19 protein-coding genes are annotated in these 23,284 nt (G+C 66.6%); 12 read left to right on the top strand and 7 right to left on the bottom strand.

Features of this window, described 5'->3' with window-relative positions:
• Positions 1–33 precede the first annotated feature (33 nt).
• Positions 34–1,326 carry an aminotransferase-like domain-containing protein gene (locus BLQ10_RS08135; RefSeq protein WP_091560548.1) on the bottom strand — a complete coding sequence of 431 codons (1,293 nt, stop codon included), beginning with the start codon at positions 1,324–1,326 and terminating at the stop codon, positions 34–36.
• 169 nt (positions 1,327–1,495) lie between these two features.
• Positions 1,496–2,059: an NAD(P)H-dependent oxidoreductase gene (locus BLQ10_RS08130; protein ID WP_091560546.1), complete on the bottom strand. Its 564-nt coding sequence runs from the start codon at positions 2,057–2,059 to the stop codon at positions 1,496–1,498.
• 126 nt (positions 2,060–2,185) lie between these two features.
• On the opposite strand from BLQ10_RS08130, the gene BLQ10_RS08125 reads away from it, so the two are divergent.
• From BLQ10_RS08125 to BLQ10_RS08100, 6 genes are all read left to right on the top strand, one after another.
• Positions 2,186–2,818: a TetR/AcrR family transcriptional regulator gene (locus BLQ10_RS08125; protein WP_217635801.1), complete on the top strand. Its 633-nt coding sequence runs from the start codon at positions 2,186–2,188 to the stop codon at positions 2,816–2,818.
• Positions 2,819–3,178: 360 nt separating this feature from the next.
• Positions 3,179–4,165 (top strand): ABC transporter permease, encoded by a 987-nt coding sequence (locus BLQ10_RS08120; RefSeq protein WP_091560544.1) that lies wholly within the window; start codon positions 3,179–3,181, stop codon positions 4,163–4,165.
• Positions 4,166–4,167: 2 nt separating this feature from the next.
• Positions 4,168–5,172, top strand: coding sequence for an ABC transporter permease (locus tag BLQ10_RS08115; protein ID WP_091560541.1), 1,005 nt, complete (start codon positions 4,168–4,170; stop codon positions 5,170–5,172).
• A complete protein-coding gene (locus BLQ10_RS08110; RefSeq protein WP_091560538.1) occupies positions 5,169–7,337 on the top strand; it encodes a dipeptide ABC transporter ATP-binding protein in 2,169 nt (722 codons plus the stop codon). The genes BLQ10_RS08115 and BLQ10_RS08110 overlap by 4 nt, the downstream gene beginning before the upstream one ends.
• Before the next feature lie 84 nt (positions 7,338–7,421).
• Entirely contained in the window at positions 7,422–9,119 is a 1,698-nt protein-coding gene (locus tag BLQ10_RS08105; protein WP_091560535.1) for an ABC transporter family substrate-binding protein, read from the top strand.
• Between the two features lie 158 nt (positions 9,120–9,277).
• Positions 9,278–10,333 (top strand): Gfo/Idh/MocA family protein, encoded by a 1,056-nt coding sequence (locus BLQ10_RS08100; protein WP_091560532.1) that lies wholly within the window; start codon positions 9,278–9,280, stop codon positions 10,331–10,333.
• A gap of 106 nt (positions 10,334–10,439) precedes the next feature.
• Here the strand turns inward: BLQ10_RS08100 and ald are convergent, their stop codons facing one another.
• Positions 10,440–11,558, bottom strand: coding sequence for an alanine dehydrogenase (gene ald, locus BLQ10_RS08095; protein ID WP_091560530.1), 1,119 nt, complete (start codon positions 11,556–11,558; stop codon positions 10,440–10,442).
• 244 nt (positions 11,559–11,802) lie between these two features.
• On the opposite strand from ald, the gene BLQ10_RS08090 reads away from it, so the two are divergent.
• Positions 11,803–13,023 (top strand): PucR family transcriptional regulator, encoded by a 1,221-nt coding sequence (locus BLQ10_RS08090; RefSeq protein WP_091560527.1) that lies wholly within the window; start codon positions 11,803–11,805, stop codon positions 13,021–13,023.
• A 31-nt stretch (positions 13,024–13,054) separates the two neighbouring features.
• Here the strand turns inward: BLQ10_RS08090 and BLQ10_RS08085 are convergent, their stop codons facing one another.
• From BLQ10_RS08085 to ptsP, 3 genes are all read right to left on the bottom strand, one after another.
• The gene (locus tag BLQ10_RS08085; RefSeq protein ID WP_254785469.1) at positions 13,055–13,279 is read right to left on the bottom strand and encodes a hypothetical protein; all 225 of its coding nucleotides are present in this window, start codon (positions 13,277–13,279) and stop codon (positions 13,055–13,057) included.
• Between the two features lie 191 nt (positions 13,280–13,470).
• Complete coding sequence (locus BLQ10_RS08080; protein ID WP_091560523.1) at positions 13,471–13,833, bottom strand: helix-turn-helix domain-containing protein; 363 nt, start codon at positions 13,831–13,833, stop codon at positions 13,471–13,473.
• A 78-nt stretch (positions 13,834–13,911) separates the two neighbouring features.
• A complete protein-coding gene (ptsP, locus tag BLQ10_RS08075; RefSeq protein WP_091560521.1) occupies positions 13,912–15,597 on the bottom strand; it encodes a phosphoenolpyruvate--protein phosphotransferase in 1,686 nt (561 codons plus the stop codon).
• A gap of 185 nt (positions 15,598–15,782) precedes the next feature.
• Here ptsP and BLQ10_RS08070 point away from each other — a divergent pair, with 185 nt between their 5' ends.
• The 5 genes from BLQ10_RS08070 to BLQ10_RS08050 all read left to right on the top strand — a co-directional run bounded on the left by BLQ10_RS08070 (position 15,783) and on the right by BLQ10_RS08050 (position 21,629).
• Positions 15,783–16,511, top strand: coding sequence for a TetR/AcrR family transcriptional regulator (locus BLQ10_RS08070; protein ID WP_091560519.1), 729 nt, complete (start codon positions 15,783–15,785; stop codon positions 16,509–16,511).
• Positions 16,512–16,569: 58 nt separating this feature from the next.
• The gene (locus BLQ10_RS08065; protein ID WP_091560515.1) at positions 16,570–18,558 is read left to right on the top strand and encodes a PTS mannitol transporter subunit IICBA; all 1,989 of its coding nucleotides are present in this window, start codon (positions 16,570–16,572) and stop codon (positions 18,556–18,558) included.
• On the top strand, positions 18,558–19,706 hold the full coding sequence (locus tag BLQ10_RS08060) for a mannitol-1-phosphate 5-dehydrogenase (protein ID WP_091560513.1): 1,149 nt from the start codon (positions 18,558–18,560) through the stop codon (positions 19,704–19,706). Before BLQ10_RS08065 ends, BLQ10_RS08060 begins: the two co-directional genes overlap by 1 nt.
• A gap of 177 nt (positions 19,707–19,883) precedes the next feature.
• The gene (locus tag BLQ10_RS08055) at positions 19,884–20,366 is read left to right on the top strand and encodes a MarR family transcriptional regulator (protein ID WP_091560511.1); all 483 of its coding nucleotides are present in this window, start codon (positions 19,884–19,886) and stop codon (positions 20,364–20,366) included.
• A 36-nt stretch (positions 20,367–20,402) separates the two neighbouring features.
• On the top strand, positions 20,403–21,629 hold the full coding sequence (locus tag BLQ10_RS08050; RefSeq protein ID WP_091560508.1) for an MFS transporter: 1,227 nt from the start codon (positions 20,403–20,405) through the stop codon (positions 21,627–21,629).
• A gap of 118 nt (positions 21,630–21,747) precedes the next feature.
• Here the strand turns inward: BLQ10_RS08050 and BLQ10_RS08045 are convergent, their stop codons facing one another.
• Positions 21,748–23,211: a sugar porter family MFS transporter gene (locus tag BLQ10_RS08045; RefSeq protein ID WP_091560506.1), complete on the bottom strand. Its 1,464-nt coding sequence runs from the start codon at positions 23,209–23,211 to the stop codon at positions 21,748–21,750.
• Positions 23,212–23,284 lie beyond the last annotated feature (73 nt).

Below are 23,284 nucleotides of genomic sequence, written 5' to 3'. Positions count from 1 at the left end.
TAACGAGCCCCAGCGAACCCTGCCGTGTTCACGCTACAGTGCGGCCAACGCGTCCCGCAGGACCGGCGCGAGCCGCCGCACGCCCTCACGGATCGATTCGGGCGGCACCGCGCTGAACGCCAGCCGGATCTTGTTCGACGGGTCGTCCGACGGTGTGAAGGCCGCTCCCGGGATGAAGACGACGCCGGCGTCGATGGCCTTCTTTAGCAGCGGGTAGGTGTCCACGCCTTCGGGCAGCGTAACCCACACGAAGAAGCCGCCGTCGGGTTGGGTCCAGCTCAGTCCGTCCGGCATGTATTCGGCCAGAGCGGCGAGCATTGCCTCGCAGCGTTCCTTGTACAGCCCGCGGTACGTCTCGATCTGGCCGCGCCAGTCGTAATCGCGCAGATAGGCCGATACCAGCATCTGGTTCAGGGTCGGCGGGCACAACGTGACGGCCTCTGATGCCAGGTAATACCGGCGTTGCAGGTGGGCCGGAACGAGGGCCCAGCCGATCCGCAGCCCCGGGGCGAAGATCTTGGAAAAGGAGCCCATGTAGATGACGTCGTCCGGGTTGGCTGCCCGCAAGGGAGTGAGCGGCTTGCCGTCGAAGCGGAGCAGTCCGTAGGGGTTGTCCTCCAGCACCAAGATATTCGCGCGTCGGCATATATCCACCACCGCTTGCCGGCGTTCTGCGGAAAGGGTGATCCCGGACGGGTTGTTGAAGCTGGGGATGGTGTAGAGGAACTTGATGTTTCTGCCGGCGGTCTGGAGGGCGGCGATTTTCGCCTCCAGCAGGTCCGGGACGATGCCGTCGCCGTCCATCGGCACGGCTTCGACCTCCACCTCGTAGGCCTCGAACGTGTTGAGGGCGCCCACATAGGTGGGATCTTCCACGAGGACCACGTCTCCTGGGTTGCAGAAGACCTTGGTGGCCACATCCTGCGCGGACTGCGAACCGGCCGTAATCACGATGTTGGCGGGGTCGGCGTCGAGGATCCCTTCCGCTGCCATAACCTCGCAGATCTGGGCGCGGAGTTCCTCGGTGCCCTGGCCGCTGCCGTACTGCAGGGCGGTCATCCCCTGGTCGGCGATGAGCTTCGCCGCGGTCTGGCCAAGGCGTTCCAGCGGCAGGGACTGCAGGTAGGGGCTTCCACCGGCGAGGGAAACGAGGCCGGGACGCATCGAGATGTCGAAGACGTCCCGGACTGCGGACTGCTTGATATTTGCTGCGCGCTCCGAGAACAGGATCTCGTGGCGGTGGGCGGACGTAGCCGCACGTTCGATTGCGTCAATGGCCTCGGCCGGAAGTACTGCTGCGGCGGCATCAAGTGTTTCGTGGGTCACAGTCCCTAGGATACTACCCATGTTGCACGGGAGGAAACGATTGTTTTCGAGCGCTTGGTTTCAGCTAGGCGCCGGCGCACACCGCACGTAATCCGGAACCCGCGAGGCCCCCGGCAGTTGCATGCTGCCGGGGGCCTCGCGGGGTGTTGTGGAGCGGAGTGCGGAGGGCCTAGGCCGCTTCCGCGGCGGGGGCCTCGGCCAGCGCGTCGAACACGCCCTTGATCTGCTCGACAACTTCGGCGTCGTCCTTGGGGTGGACCTCGGCGAAGCGGACCATCGAGCCGGGGACTGCCAGCTTGACGTTCTCGAGGACCTGGGCGCCGGCGATGCCGACGGCCTTGCGGGCCTCGTCCTGGGCCCAAACGCCGCCGAACTGGCCAAAGGCGGTTCCGACAACCGCGGTGGGCTTGCCGGACAGGGCGCCGGCGCCGAACGGGCGGGACAGCCAGTCAATGGCGTTCTTCAGCGACGCCGGGACGGTGCCGTTGTGTTCCGGCGTAACCAGCAGGATGGTGTCGGCGTCGTTGGCGGCGGCACGCAGGGCGGCGGCGGCCGCGGGCACCTGGCCTTCGACGTCAATGTCCTCGTTGTAGAACGGGATGTTGCCCAGGCTCTCGTGAATGACCACGTCCACCTGTTCCGGGGCGTTAAGCGCAATGGCCTCGGCCAGCTGCAGGTTGGTGGAGCCGGCGCGAAGGCTGCCGACGAGGGTGAGGATGGTCTTCTTGGACATGTGTACTCCTGTGCATCACGCCGCAGGATGGTTCCGGCGGCTGGCGGATCGTGGGGCTTTGGGGGCCTTCACCCATGCTAAACGGACTGCGGTCCGGTTATATTCCGAGGCGCTAGACTCAGCGGTGTGAGCCTCATCCCGATCCGTCCCGGTGCCCAGTCCGGGGGAGGGCGTCCCGCCGCGCCTGCCGCAGAATCCGGGCGCCGTGACGCGGCGCGCAACAGGGAACTGCTCCTTTGCGCCGCCCGGGAAATCGTCGAGGAATCCAGCGTCGACGCTCTCACCATGGACCGGCTGGCGCAGCGCGCCGGAGTCGGCAAAGGGACGATCTTCCGGCGGTTCGGCAGCCGTGCCGGGCTGATGATGGCCCTCCTTAGTGATGCCGAGGCCGAATTCCAGGGCCGGTTCATGTTCGGTCCGCCCCCGGTGGGTCCCGGCGCGCCGCCCCTGGAGCGATTGATCGCCGTGGGTTCCGCCCGCATTGCCTGGACCCTGGAGTTCGGGGAACTGGCCCGGGCCGCCGATGCCTCGGCCTACAACAGGTTCGATGTACCGCCGGCCGTCCTCTGGCAGCGCCACCTTGAGATGCTGTTGCGCGAAGCCGGCGTGACGGCGGACCCGTGGCTCATGGCGTCGGCCCTGGGGGCGGCGCTGGAGCCGGAACTGCTGCTCCATTCCGTCGGCGTGCACGGGATTGCGCCCGAGCGGCTCGCGGAAACCTGGCGGGAACTTGTCACGCGCGTCGTGGGCGGACCGTAGCGCGGCGTTGCCGGTTCCGCGGGCAAAATCCATTCCACGGAGTTATTCATAACGATCTGTAGTGGACCCGCCGTGTCGCGGCCGCCGGGAGCGCGGCGCGGCCCGGTATATGTGATAGCTTCCTCTGGAATGTGACCCGCAGCATAGTCCACCAGGACTCAGCCGTAAGGCCTGCGGGCGGCCGGAAACCAGCTGGCCTATGATCCCGGACCGGCGGCGGAACCCGCTTCCGTATGGGGGACGACGGAAGGATCGAAGTTGTGAATATTCTTGTCACCCCGGCAGGCGGACCGGCTCGTCCAGCCGCCGCCTTGGCGCCCGGATCCGCTCAGGCAATGGCGATCCAGAACTAGCCGCTCCATGCTTCGATACCTCGCCAAACGTGCCATCACGTATGTCTTCATGATCTTCCTGACCACCAGTGCCGGCTACCTCCTGGCGGTGAGCACACTGCAGCCGGCGCTGCTTGAGCAGGAGCGGATCCCGCGGCCCACCCCAGAGCAGGTGGTCAACTCCTTCCGGCTCAAGGGGCTGGATCCGACGCTCAACCCGTGGGAGCGCTACGTCGACTGGCTCACGGCCATCCTCACCCGCTGGGACTGGGGGCGGAGCCCCAACGGTGCCTTCATCAACGCCGAGTTCGGCGACCGGGTCTGGATCTCAACCCGGCTCTTCCTGGCTTCGATCATCCTGACCCTGGTGATCGGCGTCGCCCTCGGCGTCTACACCGCCGCCCGCCAGTACAAGGCCTCGGACAGGGTCATCACCTCGTACAGCTACCTCATGTACATCGTTCCCGCCCCGATCGCCTACTTCCTGGTGCAGCTCGGCGCCATCAACATCAACGAATCGGTCGGGGAGCGGGTCTTCTTCGTCACCGGCATCTCCACTCCGGGGCTCGACGGCGACGGCTGGGCCCAGGTCGTCGACATGCTCGCCCATTACGCCGTGCCCACTTTCGCCATCACGATTGTGGGCTGGGGCGCGTACCAGATCGCCCAGCGCCAGTACCTGTTGGACAACGTCAACGCCGACTTCGTAAGGACGGCACGGGCCAAGGGCCTGACGCGCAACCAGGCCATCAGCCGCCACGCCCTGCGGGTGTCCTTCATCCCCGTGGCGCAGAGCATTGCGTTCACCATCCCGGCCATCTTCGCCGGCGGCTTCTTCGCTGAGAAGATCTTCGCCTGGCACGGCGTCGGGTCCTGGTCCATCGACTCGATCGCCCTGCAGGACGTCAACGCGGCCACCGCTACCCTCGCCTACGGCTCCGTCATCTTCGCGGTCGGGGCGATCCTCGCTGACTTCGCCACCACGCTCGTCGACCCGAGAGTGCGGGTGCAGTAATCATGACCAACCTCAACACAATTGACCCGGCCGCCGTTCTCGACGAAGGAAAGATCGAAAGCGACGACGTCGTGATCGGCAAGTCGCGGATCATCCTGCGGCGCTTCCTGCGCAACCGGACTGCCGTCGCTGGCCTGGTCATCTTCCTGTCCTTGACCCTCCTGTCCTTTATCGGCGGCTTCTTCAGCAGCTGGGACAAGGAGACCATCGACCCTTTCAACATCGGCGTGCCGCCTTCCGCGGAGCATCTGCTGGGCACCTCCCAGGCCGGGATCGACCTCTACGCCCTGACCGTCGAGGGCACCAGGGTCTCCATCCTGATCGGCGTCGTCGTCGGCCTCGTCTCCGTGCTGATCGCCGCTGTCTACGGCTGCACCATGGCGTACTTCGGCCGCAAAGTGGACAAGGTCATGCTGTTCATCCTCGAAGCCCTGATCATGATGCCGGCCCTGCTGGTGGTTGCGGTGGCCACAAGCGGCGGCGCCAACGGCCTGAAGAACGCCGTCCCGAGCTGGCTGCTGCTCATCATCGTGCTGCTTGTCTTCAGCTGGATGGGCACCGCACGCCTGATCAGGTCCCTGTCGCTGTCACTCATGCAGCGTGACTTCGTCAAAGCCGCCCAGTACATGGGCATCCCGCCGCGCCGGATCGTCTGGCGGCACCTCGTGCCGAACATCGGCTCCCTGCTGGTCCTGGAAGTCACCCGCGGGGTCACCGGCGCCATCCTCGCCGAGGTCGCGTTTTCCTTCATCGGCATCGGCATCAAGGTCCCGGACGTGAGCCTGGGCGTGCTGATCGGCCAGTCCACCTCCCAGGTCTCCACCTTTCCGTGGATGTTCTGGGCTCCCCTGATCGTGATGTTCCTGCTGACCGGCTCGCTGGCCATGATGAACGATGGCCTCCGCGACGCGTTCGACCCCAGCTCCAGCTCCGTTGGCCGCGCCAAGCGGAGCAACGCCCGTACTGGCAAGACACTCACGGGCAAGACACAGAAGAAGAACAAATGACCAGCAATACCACCGCACGGGACACCGCCCAGAGCACCGCCGAGCGCCTCCGCGTCGCCGGGCTGCACGCTCCTACCGACGCGGTCCTCTCCGTCCGGGACCTCAATGTCCGGTTCAACACGGAAAACGGCGTGGTGCATGCGGTGCGCGGCATCGACTTCGACGTGCTGCCCGGCAAGACGCTGGGCATCGTGGGCGAGTCCGGCTCCGGCAAATCGGTCACGTCCATGGCGATCATGGGCCTGCTGCCACCGACGGCGGAAATCAGCGGTTCCGTCCGGCTCAAGGGCAAGGAACTGCTGGGACTCAGCGACAAGGCCATGTGCAACTACCGCGGCAACGACCTCGCCATGGTGTTCCAGGATCCGCTGTCCTCCCTGACCCCCGTGTACACGGTCGGCACCCAGATCGTCGAGGCCCTGACCGTCCACAACCCGACCATGAGCAAGCAGGCCAAGGAAGCCCGCGCCGTCGAACTCCTGGGCCTGGTCGGCATCCCCAGCCCCAAGGACCGGCTCAAGGCGTTCCCGCACGAGTTCTCCGGCGGCATGCGCCAGCGCGTCATGATCGCCATCGCGATTGCCAACGACCCGCGGGTACTGATCGCCGATGAGCCGACGACGGCGCTGGACGTCACCATCCAGGCGCAGGTCCTCGAGGTGCTCCACGCCGCGCAGGAGGAGACCGGCGCCGCCGTCGTCATGATCACGCACGACCTCGGCGTGGTCGCCGGCATGGCCGACGACATCATGGTCATGTACGCCGGCCGGCCGGTGGAAACCGGCAGCGTCGACGACATTTACTACAGCCCGCGGATGCCCTACACCATGGGCCTGCTCGGAGCGGTACCGCGTGTGGACGTCGCGGAAAAGACCTCGCTGGTCCCGATCGAGGGCATCCCCCCGAACCTCACCAACCCGCCCACTGGCTGCTCCTTCGCGCCGCGTTGCCCGCTGGCCAGCGAGGCGTGCCTCGACGGCGAACCGGACCTGCGGACGGTGGTTCCCGGCACGGAACACCGTGCCGCGTGCATCAAGAGCGAAGCACTCGCCGACGTCGACGCCCACGCCGTTTTCGCCGCTCCGGCCGTGCCCGTATCCCGCTTTGACCGGCTTCCGCGGCACGAGCGCAAGACTGTCCTGGAACTGCGGGACGTCAAGAAGCACTTTCCCCTAATGAAGGGCGCCCTGCTCAAGCGCAGGATCGGCACGGTGAAGGCCGTGGACGGGCTGAGCTTCGATATCCGCGAGGGCGAGTGCTTCTCGATCGTGGGGGAGTCCGGCTGCGGAAAAACCACCACCCTGCTGGAAATCATGGAATTCCACAAGGACCAGGACGGCGAAGTGGTGATCGGCGGGCTGAGCAACAAGCACGCCGCCGACGCCAAGGCCAAGGGTGCCATGCGCAGGGAACTGCAGATGGTGTTCCAGGATCCCACCGGGGCGCTGGATCCGCGCTTCACCGTCTACGAGGTCCTGGCCGAGCCGATGGAAAACCTGGGCATGTCCAGGCCGGCCATCCGGAAGCGGATCATGGAGCTCATGGAGCTGGTGGGCCTGCAGGCGGACCACGTCAACCGTTTCCCCAACCAGTTCTCCGGCGGCCAGCGCCAGCGCATCGGCATTGCCCGCGCCCTCGCCGTGAACCCCCGGCTGGTTGTCCTGGACGAACCCGTCTCCGCCCTCGACGTGTCAGTGCAGGCCGGCGTCATCAACCTCCTGGACAAGCTCCGGGCCGAACTCGGCCTGAGCTACCTCATGGTGGCGCATGACCTCTCCGTGGTCCGGCACATCTCCAACCGCGTTGCCGTCATGTATCTGGGCAAGATCGTGGAGATCGGAGACGTCGACGCCGTCTTCGACAACCCCCGCCACCCCTATACCCGGGCCCTGCTCTCCGCGATCCCGGTACCGGATCCGGAGCTGGAGCGCACCCGCGAACGGATCATCCTCCAGGGCGACCTGCCCTCGCCGTTGGAGGCGCCGGCAGGCTGCAACTTCGCCACCCGCTGTCCCGTGTTTGCGGCCCTGCCGCCGGCCAAGCAGGAGAAGTGCCTGACCCTCGAGCCCGTCCTGGAACCGGCCGCCACCGACCAGCAGTTCGCCTGCTTCTACCCGGACGGCGAACTGGACGCGGACATGGTGGTTGTCCACGAAAACCACTGACCCACCCGGTAAGCAACATCCGGAGCACGAATCCGCCAGACCACCCATGCATCACACTCGCACGAAAAAAATGAAGGGGATCTCATGAAAAATCGCACCAAGATCGGCGCCCTCACCGCCGTCGTGGCGGCGCTTGCGCTGACTGCCTGCGGCAGCGGTGGCGCCTCCACCACCGCCGAGAGCGCCAAGGCACAGGATGCCTCCGGCGACCTCAGCAAGCTCGTCAGCGTCAACGCCAAGAAGGCCGGCGACTTGAAGCAGGGCGGCACCGTGACGCTGCCCCTGGGCAACATCGGACCGGATTTCAACGGCTTCTCCAACGCGGGCAACTCAGCGGACAACACCGAACTGCACTACCCGATCGACGAAGCCGGCTACGTCGGCTGCTGGAAGCTGGATTTCGACGGCACCGCCAACCTCAACAAGAACTTCTGCGAAGACTTCAAGAGCGAAGTCAAAAACGGCAAGCAGACCATCACCATCAAGATCAACCCGAAGGCCGCCTACAACGACGGCACTCCGATCAACGCCGCCACGTTCGAAAACACGTGGAAGATGCTCAACGGCAAAAACAAGGACATCGACATCGTCAGCTCCGGCGCCTACGAGTTCATCGACTCCGTCAAGGCCGGAAGCAGCGACAAGGAAGTCGTTGTGACCACCACGCAACCGGTGTACCCGCTCAGCGATATGTTCGGGGGATTCATCCCGCAGGCCGTCAACACCCCGGAACTGTTCAACACCGGCTTCTCCGGCGAAATGCACCCGGAGTGGATGGCCGGCCCGTTCAAGGTCGACAAATACGACTCTGCCGCGAAGACTGTCTCCCTTGTTCCCAATGACAAATGGTGGGGAGACAAGCCGGTCCTGGACAAGGTGATCTTCCGCCAGCTCGAGGCAAGCGCCGAGATCGCCGCCTTCAAGAACGGCGAGGTCGACATGGCCGACGGCCGCACGCTGACCAAGTACAAGCAGCTTGAAGGCTCCAAGAACTCCGAGGTCCGCCGCGGCCAGCGCCTCTTCGCCGGCGGCCTGAACCTCAACGCACTGAAGGCGCCGCTCACCGACGTCGCCGTCCGCAAGGCCATCTTCACCGCCGTTGACCGTCCCGCCATCCGCGCCGTCCGCTTCGGCGGCCTGAACTGGGACGAGAACAGCTCGGGCTCGATGATGCTGATGCCGTTCTCGAAGTACTACCAGGACAACTACCCGGTCAAGGAAACCGGCGCCGCCGCGGCCAAAAAGGTCCTGACCGAGGCCGGCTACAAGGCCAACGCCAAGGGCATCATGGAAAAGGACGGCGTCCCGGCGTCGTTCAAGATCACCAACTTCGGCGACGACCCCACCGCACTGGCCACCGTGCAGACGCTGCAGAAGCAGCTCCAGGCGGCCGGCATGGAAGTTGGCATCGACCAGCGCGGCGACGCCGACTTCGGCAAGGTGGTTGGCAGCCGTGACTTCCAGCTCACCATCAGCGGCTACACGGTGGGCGCCGACGCCACCTCCGCCGTGAAGCAGTTCTACGAGTCCACGACCAACGAGAACAAACTCGGCGATGCCGAGCTGGACAAGGCCATCAAGGACCTCGCGTCCATCCAGGACGACGCCCAGCGCAACAAGGCCGCCATGGACGTCGAGAAGAAGCACATGGAAAAGTACTTCTCCATGGGCGTCATCATGAACGGCCCGCAGATCTACTTCGCCCGCACCGGCCTGGCCAACTACGGCGCCAGCCTGTTCCAGACCCCGGACTGGAGCGTCGTCGGCTGGCAGAAGAGCTAGCACCAGCCAGCTGAGAAGCACCAAGCAATAACAAGCAGCACGGCCGAGGCCGGCGCCCCCGGACGCATCCGGGGGTGCCGGCCTCGTTCGCTTAACCGGCCACCCGCTCAACCAACCCGACGGGTCCAACTACCAGGGCGGGCGGTAGCCTAGGCACCATGAGCAACGATTCAGCCCGGCCGATCCGCACCGCCGTCGCCGGTTTCGGCCTCTCGGGCAGCGTCTTCCACGCCCCGTTCATCGCCGCAAACCCCGCCTATTCGCTGGATGCCATCTCCACTTCCGACGCCGGCCGGCAGTCTGCCGCCGCGCGCAGCTACCCGGCGGCCCGGATCGTTGATACCCCGGCCGCTATCTTGGAGTTCGCCGGTGAGCTGGACCTGCTGGTGCTCGGCACGCCGCCCGCCACCCACTATCCGCTGGCGAAGGCGGCGCTGGAAGCCGGGCTCGACGTCGTCGTCGACAAGCCGTTCGCCGTGCGCAGCGCCGAGGGGCAGGATCTCATCGACCTGGCCGCGCGGCTGGGCCGGGTGCTCACGGTGTTCCAGAACCGGCGCTGGGACGGTGACTTCCTTACGGTGAAAGCCCTCGTAGACGCGGGTGCCCTCGGCGCGGTGGCCCGGTTTGAGTCCCGCTTTGAGCGGTGGTCGCCCGAGGTCGCCAAGGCGTGGAAGGCGGCCGCGACGGCCGACGACGGCGGCGGGGTGCTGTTTGATCTCGGCACCCACCTGCTGGACCAGGCACTGCAGCTCTTCGGGCCGGCGACGGTGACGCACGCGGAACTGCAGGTCCGGCGGCCGGGCGAGAAAGCTGACGACGACGTCTTCGTGGCCCTGCGGCACGGCTCCGGGGTAACCAGCCACCTTTGGATGAACATGCTGTGCGCCCAGCAGGGTCCGCGCTACCGGATCCTGGGCAGCGGGGGCGGCTTCACCAAGCACGGCGTGGACCCGCAGGAGCCCTACATCGTGGCCGGCGGCGGCCCGCTGGACGCCGACTACGGCGTGGAGGACCCGGACTGGGCCGGGCTGCTGGGACGCGACGGGCATCTGGACCGGCTGCCCACCGAGCGCGGCGCCTACCCGGAGTTCTACCGGATCCTGGCCGCAAAGATCGCCGACGGCGGTGCCGCCTCTGCGCTGCCCGTCCCCGTCGACCCCGCGGGCCCGCTTCAGGTGCTGCAGCTGATCGAGCAGGCCCGGTCCCTGGCCTGAGCCGGCCTTAAACAACAATCGACTGCTCCGTAACTGCCGTTCTGGGGGTCCAAAAGGGCGGTTACGGAGCAGCCGATGAAGTGTTGGCTACGCGGAAACCAGCTGGTTACGCGGAGACCAGTTCGTGCCAGTCGGCGACGAGGGGCAGGTTGTGCGCCTCGGAGACCGAGCGGTGCGCAACCTTGCCGCCGGCGATGTTCAGGCCGGCGGCCAGGGCGGCGTCGCGCTCGAACGCAGCCTTGACGCCCAGGTTCGCCAGTGAGACGGCGTAGCGAAGGGTGACGTTGGTCAGCGCGTACGTGGAGGTGTTCGGGACGGCGCCGGGCATGTTGGCGACGCAGTAGAAGATCGTGTTGTGGACCTTGTACGTCGGTTCCTGGTGCGTGGTGGGGTGGGTGTCCTCGAAGCAGCCGCCCTGGTCCACGGCGATGTCCACCAGCACGGAGCCGGGCTTCATCCGGGACACGAGCTCGTTGGTGACGAGCTTAGGGGCCTTGGCGCCGGGGATCAGGACCGACCCGATGACGAGGTCGGCGTCAACGACGGACTTCTCGATCTCGTAGGCGTTGGAGGCAACCGTCTTCAGCCGGCCCTGGTACTGGGCATCCAGTTCGCGCAGGCGGTTGATGTTGATGTCCAGGATGGTGACGTCGGCACCCAGGCCGAGCGCCATCGCGGCGGCGTTGGTGCCGGCAACACCGGCGCCCAGGACAACCACCTTGGCCGGGCGGACACCGGGGACGCCGCCGAGCAGCACACCCTTGCCGCCGGCCGGAGCCATCAGCGATGTGGCGCCCACCTGGACGGACAGGCGTCCGGCAACCTCGGACATCGGCGCCAGCAGCGGCAGGGTCCGGCCTTCCTGGACGGTCTCGTAGGCGATGGCGGTGACGCCGGAGTTGACCAGTTCCTGGGTCAGTTCCGGCTCGGCGGCCAGGTGCAGGTAAGTGAAGAGGATCAGGCCCTTGCGGAAGCGGTGGTATTCGGCCTTGACCGGTTCCTTGACCTTCATGACCATGTCGGCGCGTGCCCACACGTCATCGGCGTCGGCCACGATCTCGGCGCCGGCGATCGCATATTCCTCGTCCGTGATGCCCGAGCCCAGGCCCGCGCCGCGCTCGACGAGGACGGAGTGGCCGTGGGTGCGGAACTCGTGGACGCCAGCAGCGGTGATGGCGACGCGGAATTCGTTGTTCTTGATCTCTTTGGGTACACCGATGATCATTTATAGCTCCAGTGGATGTTGGCTTCATGGGCCTGGATGAGCGGGGGATTCGTACTTCCAGAATAAATCCCGCTGTGAGGCACGCGACAGGTGCCCCTGCCGCGCCTTGGCCGTCGCCCGCGTAATTCCGGGATTTTTCAAATCCGGGTATAGACATTTGTCGAGGCGCCGGGCGTCAGGTGTCGGCTGGTGTCCGTCACGAATGCATTCGCAGTGCGGCGGGCCCGGGCAGTAGTCTGGCAGGATGCAGCAGCAGGACGTGGAGCAGCTCGTGGAGCAGGTGGCGCAGCGGCTGGGCCGCGGCCTCTCCCTCGAGGACCTCGACGGTTTGCTCCTCGCCTACAGCTCCAACCAATCCCATGCGGACCGCGTCCGGGTGAACTTCCTGCTCAGCAAGCGAGTCCCCGTGGACGTCATCGCCTGGCAGCTCTCCCACGGGATTGCGACGGCGGTCCGGCCGGTCGTCGTGCCGGCCAACGAAGATCTCGGCATGCTGGGCCGTGTGTGCGTGCCGCTGCTGGTGCGCGGCTTCCGGGTGGGGTACCTCTGGGTCCAGCTCGACGCCGAGGAACCAAGCGCCGCGACCGTCCTCGCCCAACTGCAGGACGTGGCACCGGAGCTGGAGCAGCTGTCCTCCCTGCTGCTGGATTCCAACACGGCCGAAACCGAGTTCCGCCGCCGCCGCGAACAGGAGTTCCTGGCCGCCTGCGCCGGCGAGGCCAACGCGGCGGCGGCCGTGGCGGGCTGGAAAGAGGTCCAGGGCAAGGGGCCCTGGCAGTTGGTGACCGTCCTGGACGCCGATGGCTGGGCCGGGGGCTCGGACCCCATCGCCGACACACTCATTCACCGCTCCGCGGCGCTGCAGGCGACCATCGGGGTGGACGCCGCCCTGTTCAGCGCCGGGACGGAGACCCACGCGGTGGTGCTCTTCAAGGAATCCACGGGACGCGCGGACCACGCCCAGGTGCTGGTCCACTACCAACTGGAACTCGCCAAACGCTCCGGGCGCACCGTCCGGCGGATCATCCTGGGCACGAGCGAGGGATTTGCCAAGCCGCGGGAGCTCGCCGAGGCCTACCGGCAGTCACGGCAGGCGGCCCAGGCCGCGGCAGTGGATCCGCAGCTGGGCGAGCTCGTCGACTGCCGGGCTACCGGCGTCTACCAGCTCCTGGCCTCGGCCGGCGGCGGCGCGGGGGCCTGGGCAGACGCGGGATCCGTGTATTTCCGCATCCTCGAGGACCATGACCGCAACCACGAGCTGCTGCCCGTCCTGGAGCTGTTCTACGACAACGACGGCTCGGTCCAGGAAGTCGCGGCCAAGCTGCACCTGCACCGGAGCAGCATCTACAACCGGCTCGGCCGGATCCGCCAGCTGCTGGGCGTGGATCCGTTGAAGGGAATGGTGCGGTTGGAACTACATGCTGCGCTCAAAGCACGGCGCTGGGCCGGCCGGCCGCGGATCTAACCCTGATTTGAGCCTGATTTGAGCCCGCGGCCTAGCCCTCGCGCTTGGAGGAGTCGGCGTCGAGGGCCACGTTCGCGTCCTGGCCGGCGTCGGGACCGGGATGGCGGACGGCGCTCCGTCGGCGGGTAATCCGGCTGTCCACCCAGAGTGAGACTGCAACGAACGCGACGCCGCTGGCCAAATAAGTGGCGGTGATGTTCAGGCCCATCGCGGTTCCGAGGATGCCAGCGAGCAGCATGGCGGCGATGCCTGCCATGATGTGCCACCCTCTGAATTTACCCACAATTCAAGCGTAACCCGCGCGATATCAGTGTTTCCGCGCGCGAGCGGGATCGTTGCTTGATCCTTATCACTGCTTCATGAAGCATCTCTTCATTAAGCATCTGTTCATTGAACACCGGCGCCCTCGTCATCCTGGCCGGCCGGCGAACTGGCGCCCGCACTATGCTACTTCTGCGTTTCGAGCCACGCCATGATGTCCGCCAGCCGGATCCGTCGGTGCGTTCCGCGGTATTCGACCGGGATCTCGCCGCGGTCGGTCATGTTCCGCAGGTACGTGTGCGAGATCCCCGCAAGCTCTGCGGCCCGGGACGTCGTGAGCATCTCCTCGACGCTGCTGACCGTAACGGCCTCGCCGCGGCTGAAGCGGCCCAGCAAATCGACGACGGCGTCCCGCGCCGCGGGCGGCAGCCGGTGGACGGTGCCGTCGACGAACACGGTGATGTCGTGGCTGCCGTCAAGGGCGTACCGGAGTTTCTGCGCATCCTCGGCCGGGAGGCCGGCCGTCACCCGGGGAGCTATCAGTGCCATGTGTGCATCCTAGCGGCAGCATCGCAGCGCGAGGGTCCGTCGGTGGGCCGGTCCGCGGGCCCACCGACGGACCCGCGGTTACAGCCCAAGGTCCTCCAGGACCGGCAGTTTTGCCCGGACCCATGCCCGGGCCTCAGTTGCGCTCGGTGCGGACAAGGCCAGCTTGGCCAGCTCCTGCGCTTCGGCCAGGGTGACAGTCTTCAGCACGGCGGCCACGGCCGCGATGGAACGCGCCGTCATGGACAGCGTGGTGACGCCCAGCCCCGTGAGGACGACTGCGAGGGCCGGGTCCGCGGCAGCCTCGCCACACACGCCCACCGGCTTGTTGTGCCCCTCGGCCGCCGAACCTTCCACCGTCAGGCCCACGAGCCGCAGTACGGCCGGCTGCCACGGGGTATTCAGGGCGGCCAGCGGGCCGAGCTGGCGGTCGGCGGCCATGGCGTACTGGGTGAGGTCGTTGGTGCCCAGGCTTGCGAAGCCGACTTCGCGGAGGATGGCCTCTGCCGTCAGGGCAGCCGACGGGACCTCCACCATGACGCCCGGAGTCTTGATCCCTGCCGTGGCGCACAGCGCGGCAAAACGGGCCGCCTCCTCCGCGGTGGAAATCATCGGGGCCATCACCCAGACGTCGGCCTCGGATGCCTTCTCGGCCAGGGCGATCGCCTGCAGCTGGCGCTCCAGGACCCCCGGCGTAGTGAAATCGGTCCGGTAGCCGCGGACGCCCAGGGCGGGGTTGGGCTCGGTGGCGTCCGTCAGGAACGGCAGCGGCTTGTCCGCGCCGGCGTCGAGCGTACGGAGCACTACTTTCTTGCCCGGGAAGGCGTCGAAGACGCCCTTGTAGGCGGCGGCCTGTTCCTCCACGGTCGGTTCGGTGTCCCGCTCCAGGAAACAGAACTCGGTCCGGAACAGCCCTACACCCTGGGCGTTCAGGCCGGCCGCGGCCACGGCGTCCTTGGCGCCGCCGACGTTGGAGAGGAGCGGAACGAGGTGGCCGTCCGACGTCGTGCCCGTCCCGTCAAAGGCGGACAGCAGCGACGCCGTGGCGGCCCAGTGGGCTGCTGCCGCGCGCTGGGACTCATCCGGGTTCGCGGTGATGAGGCCCGCCGCACCGTCCACGTACACCTCGGTGCCGTCGGCGAGCTCGTCGACCCCGACGGCGGCGACCACGGCCGGCAGGCCCAGCGACCGGGCGATGATCGCGGTGTGCGACTGCGGGCCGCCGCCGGCGGTGACGAGGGCCAGGACCTTCTCCGGATCCAAGGTGGCGGTATCGGCCGGGGCCAGGTCCTCGGCGATGAGGATGAACGGGGTGGAGGACACGGGAATGCCCGGCGCGGGAACTCCGCGCAGTTCCGCCACGATCCGGGACCGGACATCCAGGACGTCCGTGGCGCGCTCGGCCATGTAACCGCCGAGGTTGTGCAGCATTTCCGAGACGGAGGCGCCGGCTTCCCAGATCGCCCGCTGACCGGACGTGCCGCGGCCGATCAGTTTGGCGGCGGATTTGAGCAGCATCGTGTCGGTGGCCATGAGGGCCGTGGCCTCGAGGACGGCCTTGCCGTCGCCGGTGACGGTCTCGGAACGGGCCTTGAGTTCCTCGTGGACGGATTTCGCCGCGGCCTTCAGTGCCGCCGTCGCCTCCTCCGCCGTGACGCCGGAGGGAAGCTGCTCTCCGGTGGGCGGTTCGCTGATCGGTTTGGGCATCTGCCGGATGGTGCCGATGATGCGGCCGGGGCTAACGCCTACTCCTGGGAAGTTCTGCACTGAAGGTCCTCATTCTCTGTCGTAGGCCAGTGGCCACTAAGCCGGTAAACCAGGTGCCGCCGCTGACCCTGCTGATCATTTGTGCCTGCGGCTGACGGCTACGTCAACGGGCGGGTTACGGCACCTGCAAAAATTGTATGTGATGCAGTTCATATAGCGTTGCTATAGGTGCTAGGGTAGCGGTTATGAGTATCGATGGCCAGCTACCACCCAAGGCCCGGCTGCTGCGCGCGGCCGCCGAGCTGCTGGCCAACTCGGGCGGATCCGCGGTCTCGACCCGCCAGGTCACACAGCTGGCCGGTGTCACGGCACCGACCCTCTACCACCACTTTGGTGACAAGGAAGGGCTGTTCGACGCCGTCGTCGCAGCAGGTTTTGACGAATATGTCGCGGGCGAACGTGACTTCGCGCCCTCTGGCCAACCGCTGGAGGACATCCGGAGGATGTGGGACAACCATGTACAGTTTGGGCTGAAACAGCCGGAACTGTACCTCGTCATGTTTGGCAATATCCGCCCTGAGAGCCGTCCGGCGATCGTCGCCGATGCCGAGGCCCTCATGGAGGAGATGCTCAACAAGGCGGCCGTCTCCGGCCAGCTCAACGTCCCGCCCAAGGAGGCGGCCAGGTCCATCCTGGCGGCCAACGTGGGCGTGACCCTCATGCTGATCGCGGAAAAGGTGCCGGAGCGGAACCTCGAGCTCTCCGCCATGACCCGCGACGCCATGATCTTTGCGGTTTCCACCGAACAGGCCCGGGACAACGGTTCTGTCGACAGCGGAAAATCCTCAGTGGTTGTGGCGGCCATCGCATTGAACGCAGCACTCCAGGCGTCCCACTCGGACCAGCTCTCCAGCTCGGAACTCAAGCTCTTCCTCGAATGGCTCCACCGGATCTCCAACAGCTCCACCAGCTAGCTCGGCGAAATTATCGGACCATCCTGCAAAGCAGCGGGAATGACGGTTAGGAACTCACATGGCAACAGAGACAGTTGCGAAACCGCGCACCAGCATGCGCGTCCACGTGCAGAAATTCGGGACGTTCCTGTCCGGAATGATCATGCCCAACATCGGCGCCTTCATCGCGTGGGGCTTCATCACGGCGCTCTTCATCCCGGCGGGCTTCTTCCCCAACGCGGAGCTCGGCAAGCTTGTCGGGCCCATGATCACGTATATGCTCCCGCTGCTGATCGGTTACACGGGCGGCCGGATGGTCTACGGCGTGCGCGGCGGCGTGGTGGGTGCGGTGGCCACCATGGGTGTGATCGTCGGTACGGACATCCCCATGTTCATCGGCGCCATGATCCTGGGGCCGCTCACGGGGTGGCTCATGATGAAGGCGGACAAGATCTGGGAAGGGCGCGTCAAGCCCGGCTTCGAAATGCTGATCGACAACTTCTCGGCAGGCATCCTTGCCGCCGCCATGGCGGTCGTCGGCATGCTGGTGGTCGGCCCCATCGTGAAGGCCTTCAGCAATGGCGCCAGCGCCGTGGTGGAATTCCTGGTCACCAACGGCCTGCTGCCCTTCACGAGCATCTTCATCGAGCCCGCAAAGGTCCTGTTCCTTAACAATGCCGTCAACCACGGCATCCTCACCCCGCTGGGCACGCAACAGGCGCTTGAGCAGGGCAAGTCCATCCTGTTCCTGCTCGAAGCCAACCCCGGTCCGGGCTTCGGCATCCTCCTCGCCTTTTCATTCTTCGGCAAGGGTCTGGCCAAGGCATCCGCGCCGGGCGCAGCGGTGATCCAGTTCGTCGGCGGTATCCATGAGATCTACTTCCCGTACGTCCTGATGAAGCCGATGACGATCTTCGCCGCAATCGGCGGCGGCATGACCGGCATCTTCACGCTCGTCGTCACCGGCGCCGGACTCCGGTCCCCGGCAGCCCCGGGCAGCATCATCGCGGTCTACGCCTCAACAGCACGCGACAGCTACGTCGGCGTGACGCTCTCCGTCCTGTTTGCCACCACGGTGTCCTTCCTGATCGCCTCGGTGGTCCTGAAAGCCAGCAAGGCGCCCGCCGAAGACGACCTCGACCAGGCCACTCACCGGATGGAGGCCCTGAAGGGCAAGAAGAGCTCGGTTTCCGCGGCCCTGATCGGTGAGGGCGTGGGTGCCAGCGGCGTCGCCGTCCTCGCCACCCCGATCAAGAACATCGTCTTTGCCTGCGACGCCGGCATGGGCTCCAGCGCGATGGGCGCCTCGGTGCTCCGCAACAAGATCAAGGCTGCCGGATTCCCGGACGTCAAGGTCACCAACTCCGCCATCGCCAACCTCACCGACACGTACGACGTCGTCATCACCCACCAGGACCTGACCGAACGGGCCAAGCCCGCGACCGCCAGCGCCGTGCATGTCTCGGTGGACAACTTCATGAACAGCCCGCGGTACGACGAGATCGTGGAACTGGTCGAGGCCAGCAACACGGAAGCAGACACGACGGACGCGGGAGCGGCCACTGCCGCGGCCGCCACCACAGAGGCCCCCGCGGAGGCCGAGCCGGACGCTGAGACGGGCGCCGATACGGGTCCTGCGGGTATCCTGGTGGCCGAAAGCGTCGTCCTCAACGGCACCGCCACAACGCGGGACGCCGCGATCGACGAGGCCGGGCAGCTGCTGCTGGACCGCGGCGCCGTCGACTCCGGCTACGTTGACGCCATGCACGAACGCGAGGAATCCGTCTCCACCTACATGGGCAGCTTCCTTGCGATTCCGCACGGCACCAACGCCGCGAAGGACCACATCATGAAGTCCGCGGTGTCGGTAATCCGCTACCCGAACGGCATCGACTGGAACGGTAAGGAAGTGAAGTTCGTGGTCGGCGTGGCCGGTGTCAACAACGAACACCTGCACATCCTGTCCTCGATCGCCAAGGTCTTCACCAACAAGGCCCAGGTGGCCCAGCTTGAGGCGGCCACCACGGTTGACGAAGTGCTGGCCCTGTTCGGAAAGGTGAACTCCTAGTGAAGGCTGTTCATTTCGGAGCCGGAAACATCGGGCGCGGATTCGTGGGCCTGCTGCTGCACGAGGCGGGGTATGAGGTGGTGTTCGCCGACGTCGCGGACGCCCTCATCACCGAGCTGGCCGCCACGGACAGCTACCAGGTCCACGAAGTGGGAGAGAACCCCGCCGTCCGTACCGTCGAGAACTTCCGTGCGCTGAACTCCGGCACCCAGGAAACCGCCGTCGTCGCGGAAATCGCGACGGCGGACATCGTCACCACCGCCGTCGGGCCACACATCCTGAAGTTTGTGGCGCCTGTGATCGCCAAGGGGATCGCCGCCCGCGCCCCCGGGCTGGCGCCGCTGCAGGTGATGGCATGTGAGAACGCGATCAACGCAACCAACATCCTGAAGTCCGAAGTCGCTGCCCAGTGGGATCCGGCCGCCGGGTCCCTGGACAATGCCGCCGTGTTTGCCAACACGGCGGTGGACCGGATTGTGCCCAACCAGGAGGCCGGGCAGGGCTTGGACGTCACGGTGGAGACGTTCTATGAGTGGGTGATCGACCGCACGCCGTTCGCCGGGAAGGAACCGGCGATCCCGGGCGCGACCTTCGTGGACGATCTGGAGCCGTACATCGAACGGAAGCTGTTCACCGTCAACACGGGCCATGCGGCGGCGGCCTACTTCGGTTTCGAGGCCGGCCTGGGCAAGATTTCCGAGGCCATGGCCGATCAGGACGTCGCGGCCGACGTGCGCGCCGTCCTGGATGAGACCAAGGAGCTGCTGGTGGCCAAGCACGGCTTCAACCGCGGGGATCAGGAAGCGTACGTGGAGAAGATCCTGGGCCGCTTCTCCAACCCGCACCTGCCGGACACCGTCAACCGGGTGGGCCGTGCCCCGCTGCGCAAACTCAGCCGGCACGAACGCTTCATCGGCCCCGCTGCCGAGCTGGCCGAACGCGGAATTGTCCCCGAGGCGCTGCTCGGGGCGATCGCCGCGGCCCTGCGCTTCAAGGATCCGGCCGACGCCGAGGCCGTGGAGCTGGCGAAAATTCTCTCCGCGTCCACGCCGGACGAGGCCACGGAGACGGTCACCGGCCTGGCGGCGGACCACCCGCTCTTTGCCGCGGTCTCGTCCCTTATCGAGGAAGCCAAGGCTGTCGTCTAGCCCTCCTGCCACGCCGAGCACTGAAATGCCGACGCCGGAACCCGCCTGGGTTCCGGCGTCGGCGCGCTTTCCGATGCGCTATCACTTATGGCTCCTGGCCGGTTTTAGCGACCAAGAATGAAAGGGCAACTCGGTTTCCTTGACCATTAGGTAGCCTAACTGTTAGGCTACCTAACTATGAACGCCAGTGAACCGGCCCCCGGCCTTCTCGCCCTCGCCCAGGACTTCCGCGAGGCCCTGCGCCACAGCATCTACCTCGTTCGCCGTCTGGACGCCGACGGCGAGCTCAGCGCCGCCCAGCTCAGCATGCTCAAGATGCTGATGGACGCCGCACCCGGCTCGGGTGGCAGTGCTTCCTCCGCCAGCGGAGTGCGGGTGGGCGAAATCGCCCGGAACCTCGGCGTCAAAGTGCCGAGCGCCACCGAGCAGATCATCAAGCTCGAGCGTGCCGGCCTCGCCCGCCGGGAACCGGACCCCAACGACTCCCGCGCCGTCCGGGTGACCCTCACGGAGGCCGGCACCGCCGCCGTCGCATCTGCCAATGAGCGCCGCAACGCCGTACTGGCCGGCATCCTCTCGTCCCTCTCGGACGATGACCGCGCCGCCCTCGCCGCTGCCCTGCCGGTCATGGGCAGGATCAACGCGACGCTCCAGGCCTGACATCTAACCGAAATTCCCATCATTTAGGAGTGCCCCATGCACGGCCACCCCGCCGACACCCTGCCGGCAGCCGAAGTTACCCTCGAAGCCGAGAAGGCCTCACTACTCAAACAGCCCAAGGCGGTGTGGGCGACGGCCCTGGCGGCAGTATTCGCCTTCATGGGCATCGGGCTGGTGGACCCCATCCTGCCGGCGATCGCCAAGAACCTGGACGCCTCCCCGAGCCAGGTGTCGCTGCTTTTTACGAGCTATTTCCTGGTGACCGCCGTCGCCATGCTGATCACGGGCTACGTCTCCTCCCGGATCGGCGGGAAGCGGACGCTGCTGATCGGACTGGCGGTGATCGTCGTGTTCGCCTCACTGTCCGGCACCTCGGGCAGCGTGGCTGAGCTCATCGGCTTCCGGGCCGGCTGGGGATTGGGCAACGCCCTGTTCGTGGCCACGGCGCTGGCCGTGATTGTCGGCGTCGCAAGCGGCGGTGCCGGCACGGCGATCATCCTGTACGAGGCCGCCCTCGGCCTGGGAATTTCCCTCGGCCCGCTCCTGGGTGCAGTGCTGGGCGGCTGGCAGTGGCGCGCACCGTTCTTCGGCACGGCCGTACTGATGGCCTCCGCCTTCATCGCGCTCATTGCCCTGCTGCCCAAGACCCCGCTGCCCGAGCGGAAAGTCCGGCTCCGGGATCCGCTGCTTGCCCTGGGGCACAGGGGGCTCCGGACGACGGCGGCCAGCGGCCTGTTCTACAACTACGGCTTCTTCACCGTACTCGCCTTCACGCCCTTCATCCTCGGCATGGACGCCTACGGGATCGGCGGTGTGTTCTTCGGCTGGGGCGTCGCGGTCGCTGTCTTCTCGGTGTTTGCCGCCCCCGTGCTGCAGAACCGCTTCGGAGCAGTCCAGGTCCTCATCGGCACCTTGGTCCTGCTGATGCTGGACCTTGTGGGACTGGGCCTGGCCGCCGGGCACTCGGTTCCCGCCGTCGTCGTCCTCGTGGTGATTTCCGGGGCGCTCCTGGGCGTCAACAACACCATCTACACGGAGCTGGCCATGGGCGTTTCCGATTCGCCGCGGCCGGTGGCTTCCGCCGGCTACAACTTCGTGCGCTGGATGGGCGGCGCCCTGGCACCCTTTGCCGCCGCGCAGCTGGGCGAGCACTTCGGCCCGCAGGTGCCGTTCTTCGCCGGCGCATTGGCCATGGTGGCCGCGATTGCCGTGGTCTTCGGCGGACGTCGCTACCTGGCAGCGCACGAGCCGCACGTGGTCTAGCGACGCCTGGCTTCGTCCAGAAGCCGCCGAAGTGACAGAGAACGCCCATGCTTCCGGGGAAGCATGGGCGTTCTCAGTCACGTCGCAGAGTGCAGCGCCGATCTCACACGGCGCCGGCTCAGGCCTTGGCGGACTCCTTCGCAGACTCCTTTGCGGAACCCTTCGGCACGAACAGGGTTTCGGCCTGTTCCAGGGACATGCCGTTGGTCTCCGGCACCTTGAACATGACGAAGAAGAACGACGCCGCCGCGAACAGCGCGTACATGGCGTACGTCAACGGCAAAGAGGCCGCGGCCATGACGGGGAAGCTCAGGGTGATGGCGAAGTTGGCGATCCACTGCGCGGCCGCGGCCAGGCCCAGGGCGCGGGCGCGGATGCGGGACGGGAAGATCTCGCCCAGCAGCACCCACACCAGCGGGCCCCAGGAGGCGCCGAAGCTAATGACGAAGACGTTGGCGGCGACCAGCGCGGCCGGACCCCACGCGCCGGGCAGCGAGATCGCGTCCCCGGACCCGGTGGCCGAGCTGAAGGCCAGGGCCATGGTGCCGAGCGAAAGGGCCATGCCGATGGAGCCGGCCAGCATGATGGGACGGCGCCCGATCCGGTCCACCAGGGCGATCGCCACGAGCGTCACCAGGATGTTGGTGATGGCGGTGGCCACGGAGATGGTGAGCGAATCCTTTTCCTGGAAGCCCACGGCCTTCCACAGGCTGGTGGAGTAGTAGAAGATCACGTTGATGCCGACGAACTGCTGCAGCACCGAAAGGATGATGCCGATCCAGACCACCGGCTGCAGGCCCAGGGCCTTGCCGCGCAGGGATCCCTTCTGGCCGGCGAGCTTGTCCTCGTCGATCGCCTTCTTGATGTCGCGCAGGTGCCGGTCCGAGTCCTCGTTCGGGGCGATCGACTTGAAGACCTTGAGGGCCTCCTCGTTCTTGCCCTGGAACACCAGGAACCGCGGCGATTCGGGCAGGGTGTAGGCGATCCAGCCGTAGACGACCGCGGGGACGGCGGCAGCCATGAACATCCAGCGCCACGCCTCCAAACCGAACCAGAGGGTCTGGTCCGCTCCGCCGGCCGAAGTCGCGAACAGGGCGTCGGAGAGGAGGGCGGCGAAGATGCCAGTGGTGATCGCCAGCTGCTGCAGCGAGGCCAGGCGGCCACGGACGTGGCGGGGGGAGATCTCGGAAATGTAGGCCGGAGCGATCACGGATGCCAGGCCGATGCCGAGCCCGCCCACCAGGCGCCAGAAGATCAGGTCCCAGACGCCGAACGCGAACCCGGTGCCGATGGCGCTGATGAGGAACAGCAGCGCGCCCAGCTTCATGGCCGGGATCCGGCCGTAGCGGTCGGCGACCTTCCCGGCCAGGTAGGCGCCTGCCGCGCAGCCGAGGAGGGCCACGGCGACGGCGAAGCCGGTCACGGCCTCGCTGAGCGCGAATTCGTCCTTGATCGCGTCGACGGCGCCGTTGACGACCGAGGAGTCAAAGCCGAAGAGGAAGCCGCCGACGGCGCCCGCCACGGCCAGCCAAATGACCCGTTTAGGGATCTTGGCGGCGGTCTGGTCCTGGGTGATGGTCATACGGCTCCCTTGGCAGTTCGCGGTCCACGGCCTTCGCCGCAGCTACCCAGTCTTACACCCGAGCCGGCGTGCC

This window comes from Arthrobacter sp. ok362, from assembly GCF_900102785.1.
Lineage (GTDB): Bacteria > Actinomycetota > Actinomycetes > Actinomycetales > Micrococcaceae > Arthrobacter.
The sequence above is the reverse complement of the archived record's forward strand: the minus strand, read 5'-3'. Positions and strand labels throughout refer to the sequence as shown.

Coding starts and splice junctions, on each gene's coding strand:
- BLQ10_RS08130 (WP_091560546.1), bottom strand. CDS start 2,059: ATGTCCAAGAAGACCATCCTCACCCTCGTCGGCAGCCTTCGCGCCGGC.
- BLQ10_RS08120 (WP_091560544.1), top strand. CDS start 3,179: ATGCTTCGATACCTCGCCAAACGTGCCATCACGTATGTCTTCATGATC.
- BLQ10_RS08115 (WP_091560541.1), top strand. CDS start 4,168: ATGACCAACCTCAACACAATTGACCCGGCCGCCGTTCTCGACGAAGGA.
- BLQ10_RS08110 (WP_091560538.1), top strand. CDS start 5,169: ATGACCAGCAATACCACCGCACGGGACACCGCCCAGAGCACCGCCGAG.
- BLQ10_RS08105 (WP_091560535.1), top strand. CDS start 7,422: ATGAAAAATCGCACCAAGATCGGCGCCCTCACCGCCGTCGTGGCGGCG.
- BLQ10_RS08100 (WP_091560532.1), top strand. CDS start 9,278: ATGAGCAACGATTCAGCCCGGCCGATCCGCACCGCCGTCGCCGGTTTC.
- ald (WP_091560530.1), bottom strand. CDS start 11,558: ATGATCATCGGTGTACCCAAAGAGATCAAGAACAACGAATTCCGCGTC.
- BLQ10_RS08090 (WP_091560527.1), top strand. CDS start 11,803: ATGCAGCAGCAGGACGTGGAGCAGCTCGTGGAGCAGGTGGCGCAGCGG.
- BLQ10_RS08085 (WP_254785469.1), bottom strand. CDS start 13,279: ATGGCAGGCATCGCCGCCATGCTGCTCGCTGGCATCCTCGGAACCGCG.
- BLQ10_RS08080 (WP_091560523.1), bottom strand. CDS start 13,833: ATGGCACTGATAGCTCCCCGGGTGACGGCCGGCCTCCCGGCCGAGGAT.
- BLQ10_RS08070 (WP_091560519.1), top strand. CDS start 15,783: ATGAGTATCGATGGCCAGCTACCACCCAAGGCCCGGCTGCTGCGCGCG.
- BLQ10_RS08065 (WP_091560515.1), top strand. CDS start 16,570: ATGGCAACAGAGACAGTTGCGAAACCGCGCACCAGCATGCGCGTCCAC.
- BLQ10_RS08055 (WP_091560511.1), top strand. CDS start 19,884: ATGAACGCCAGTGAACCGGCCCCCGGCCTTCTCGCCCTCGCCCAGGAC.
- BLQ10_RS08050 (WP_091560508.1), top strand. CDS start 20,403: ATGCACGGCCACCCCGCCGACACCCTGCCGGCAGCCGAAGTTACCCTC.
- BLQ10_RS08045 (WP_091560506.1), bottom strand. CDS start 23,211: ATGACCATCACCCAGGACCAGACCGCCGCCAAGATCCCTAAACGGGTC.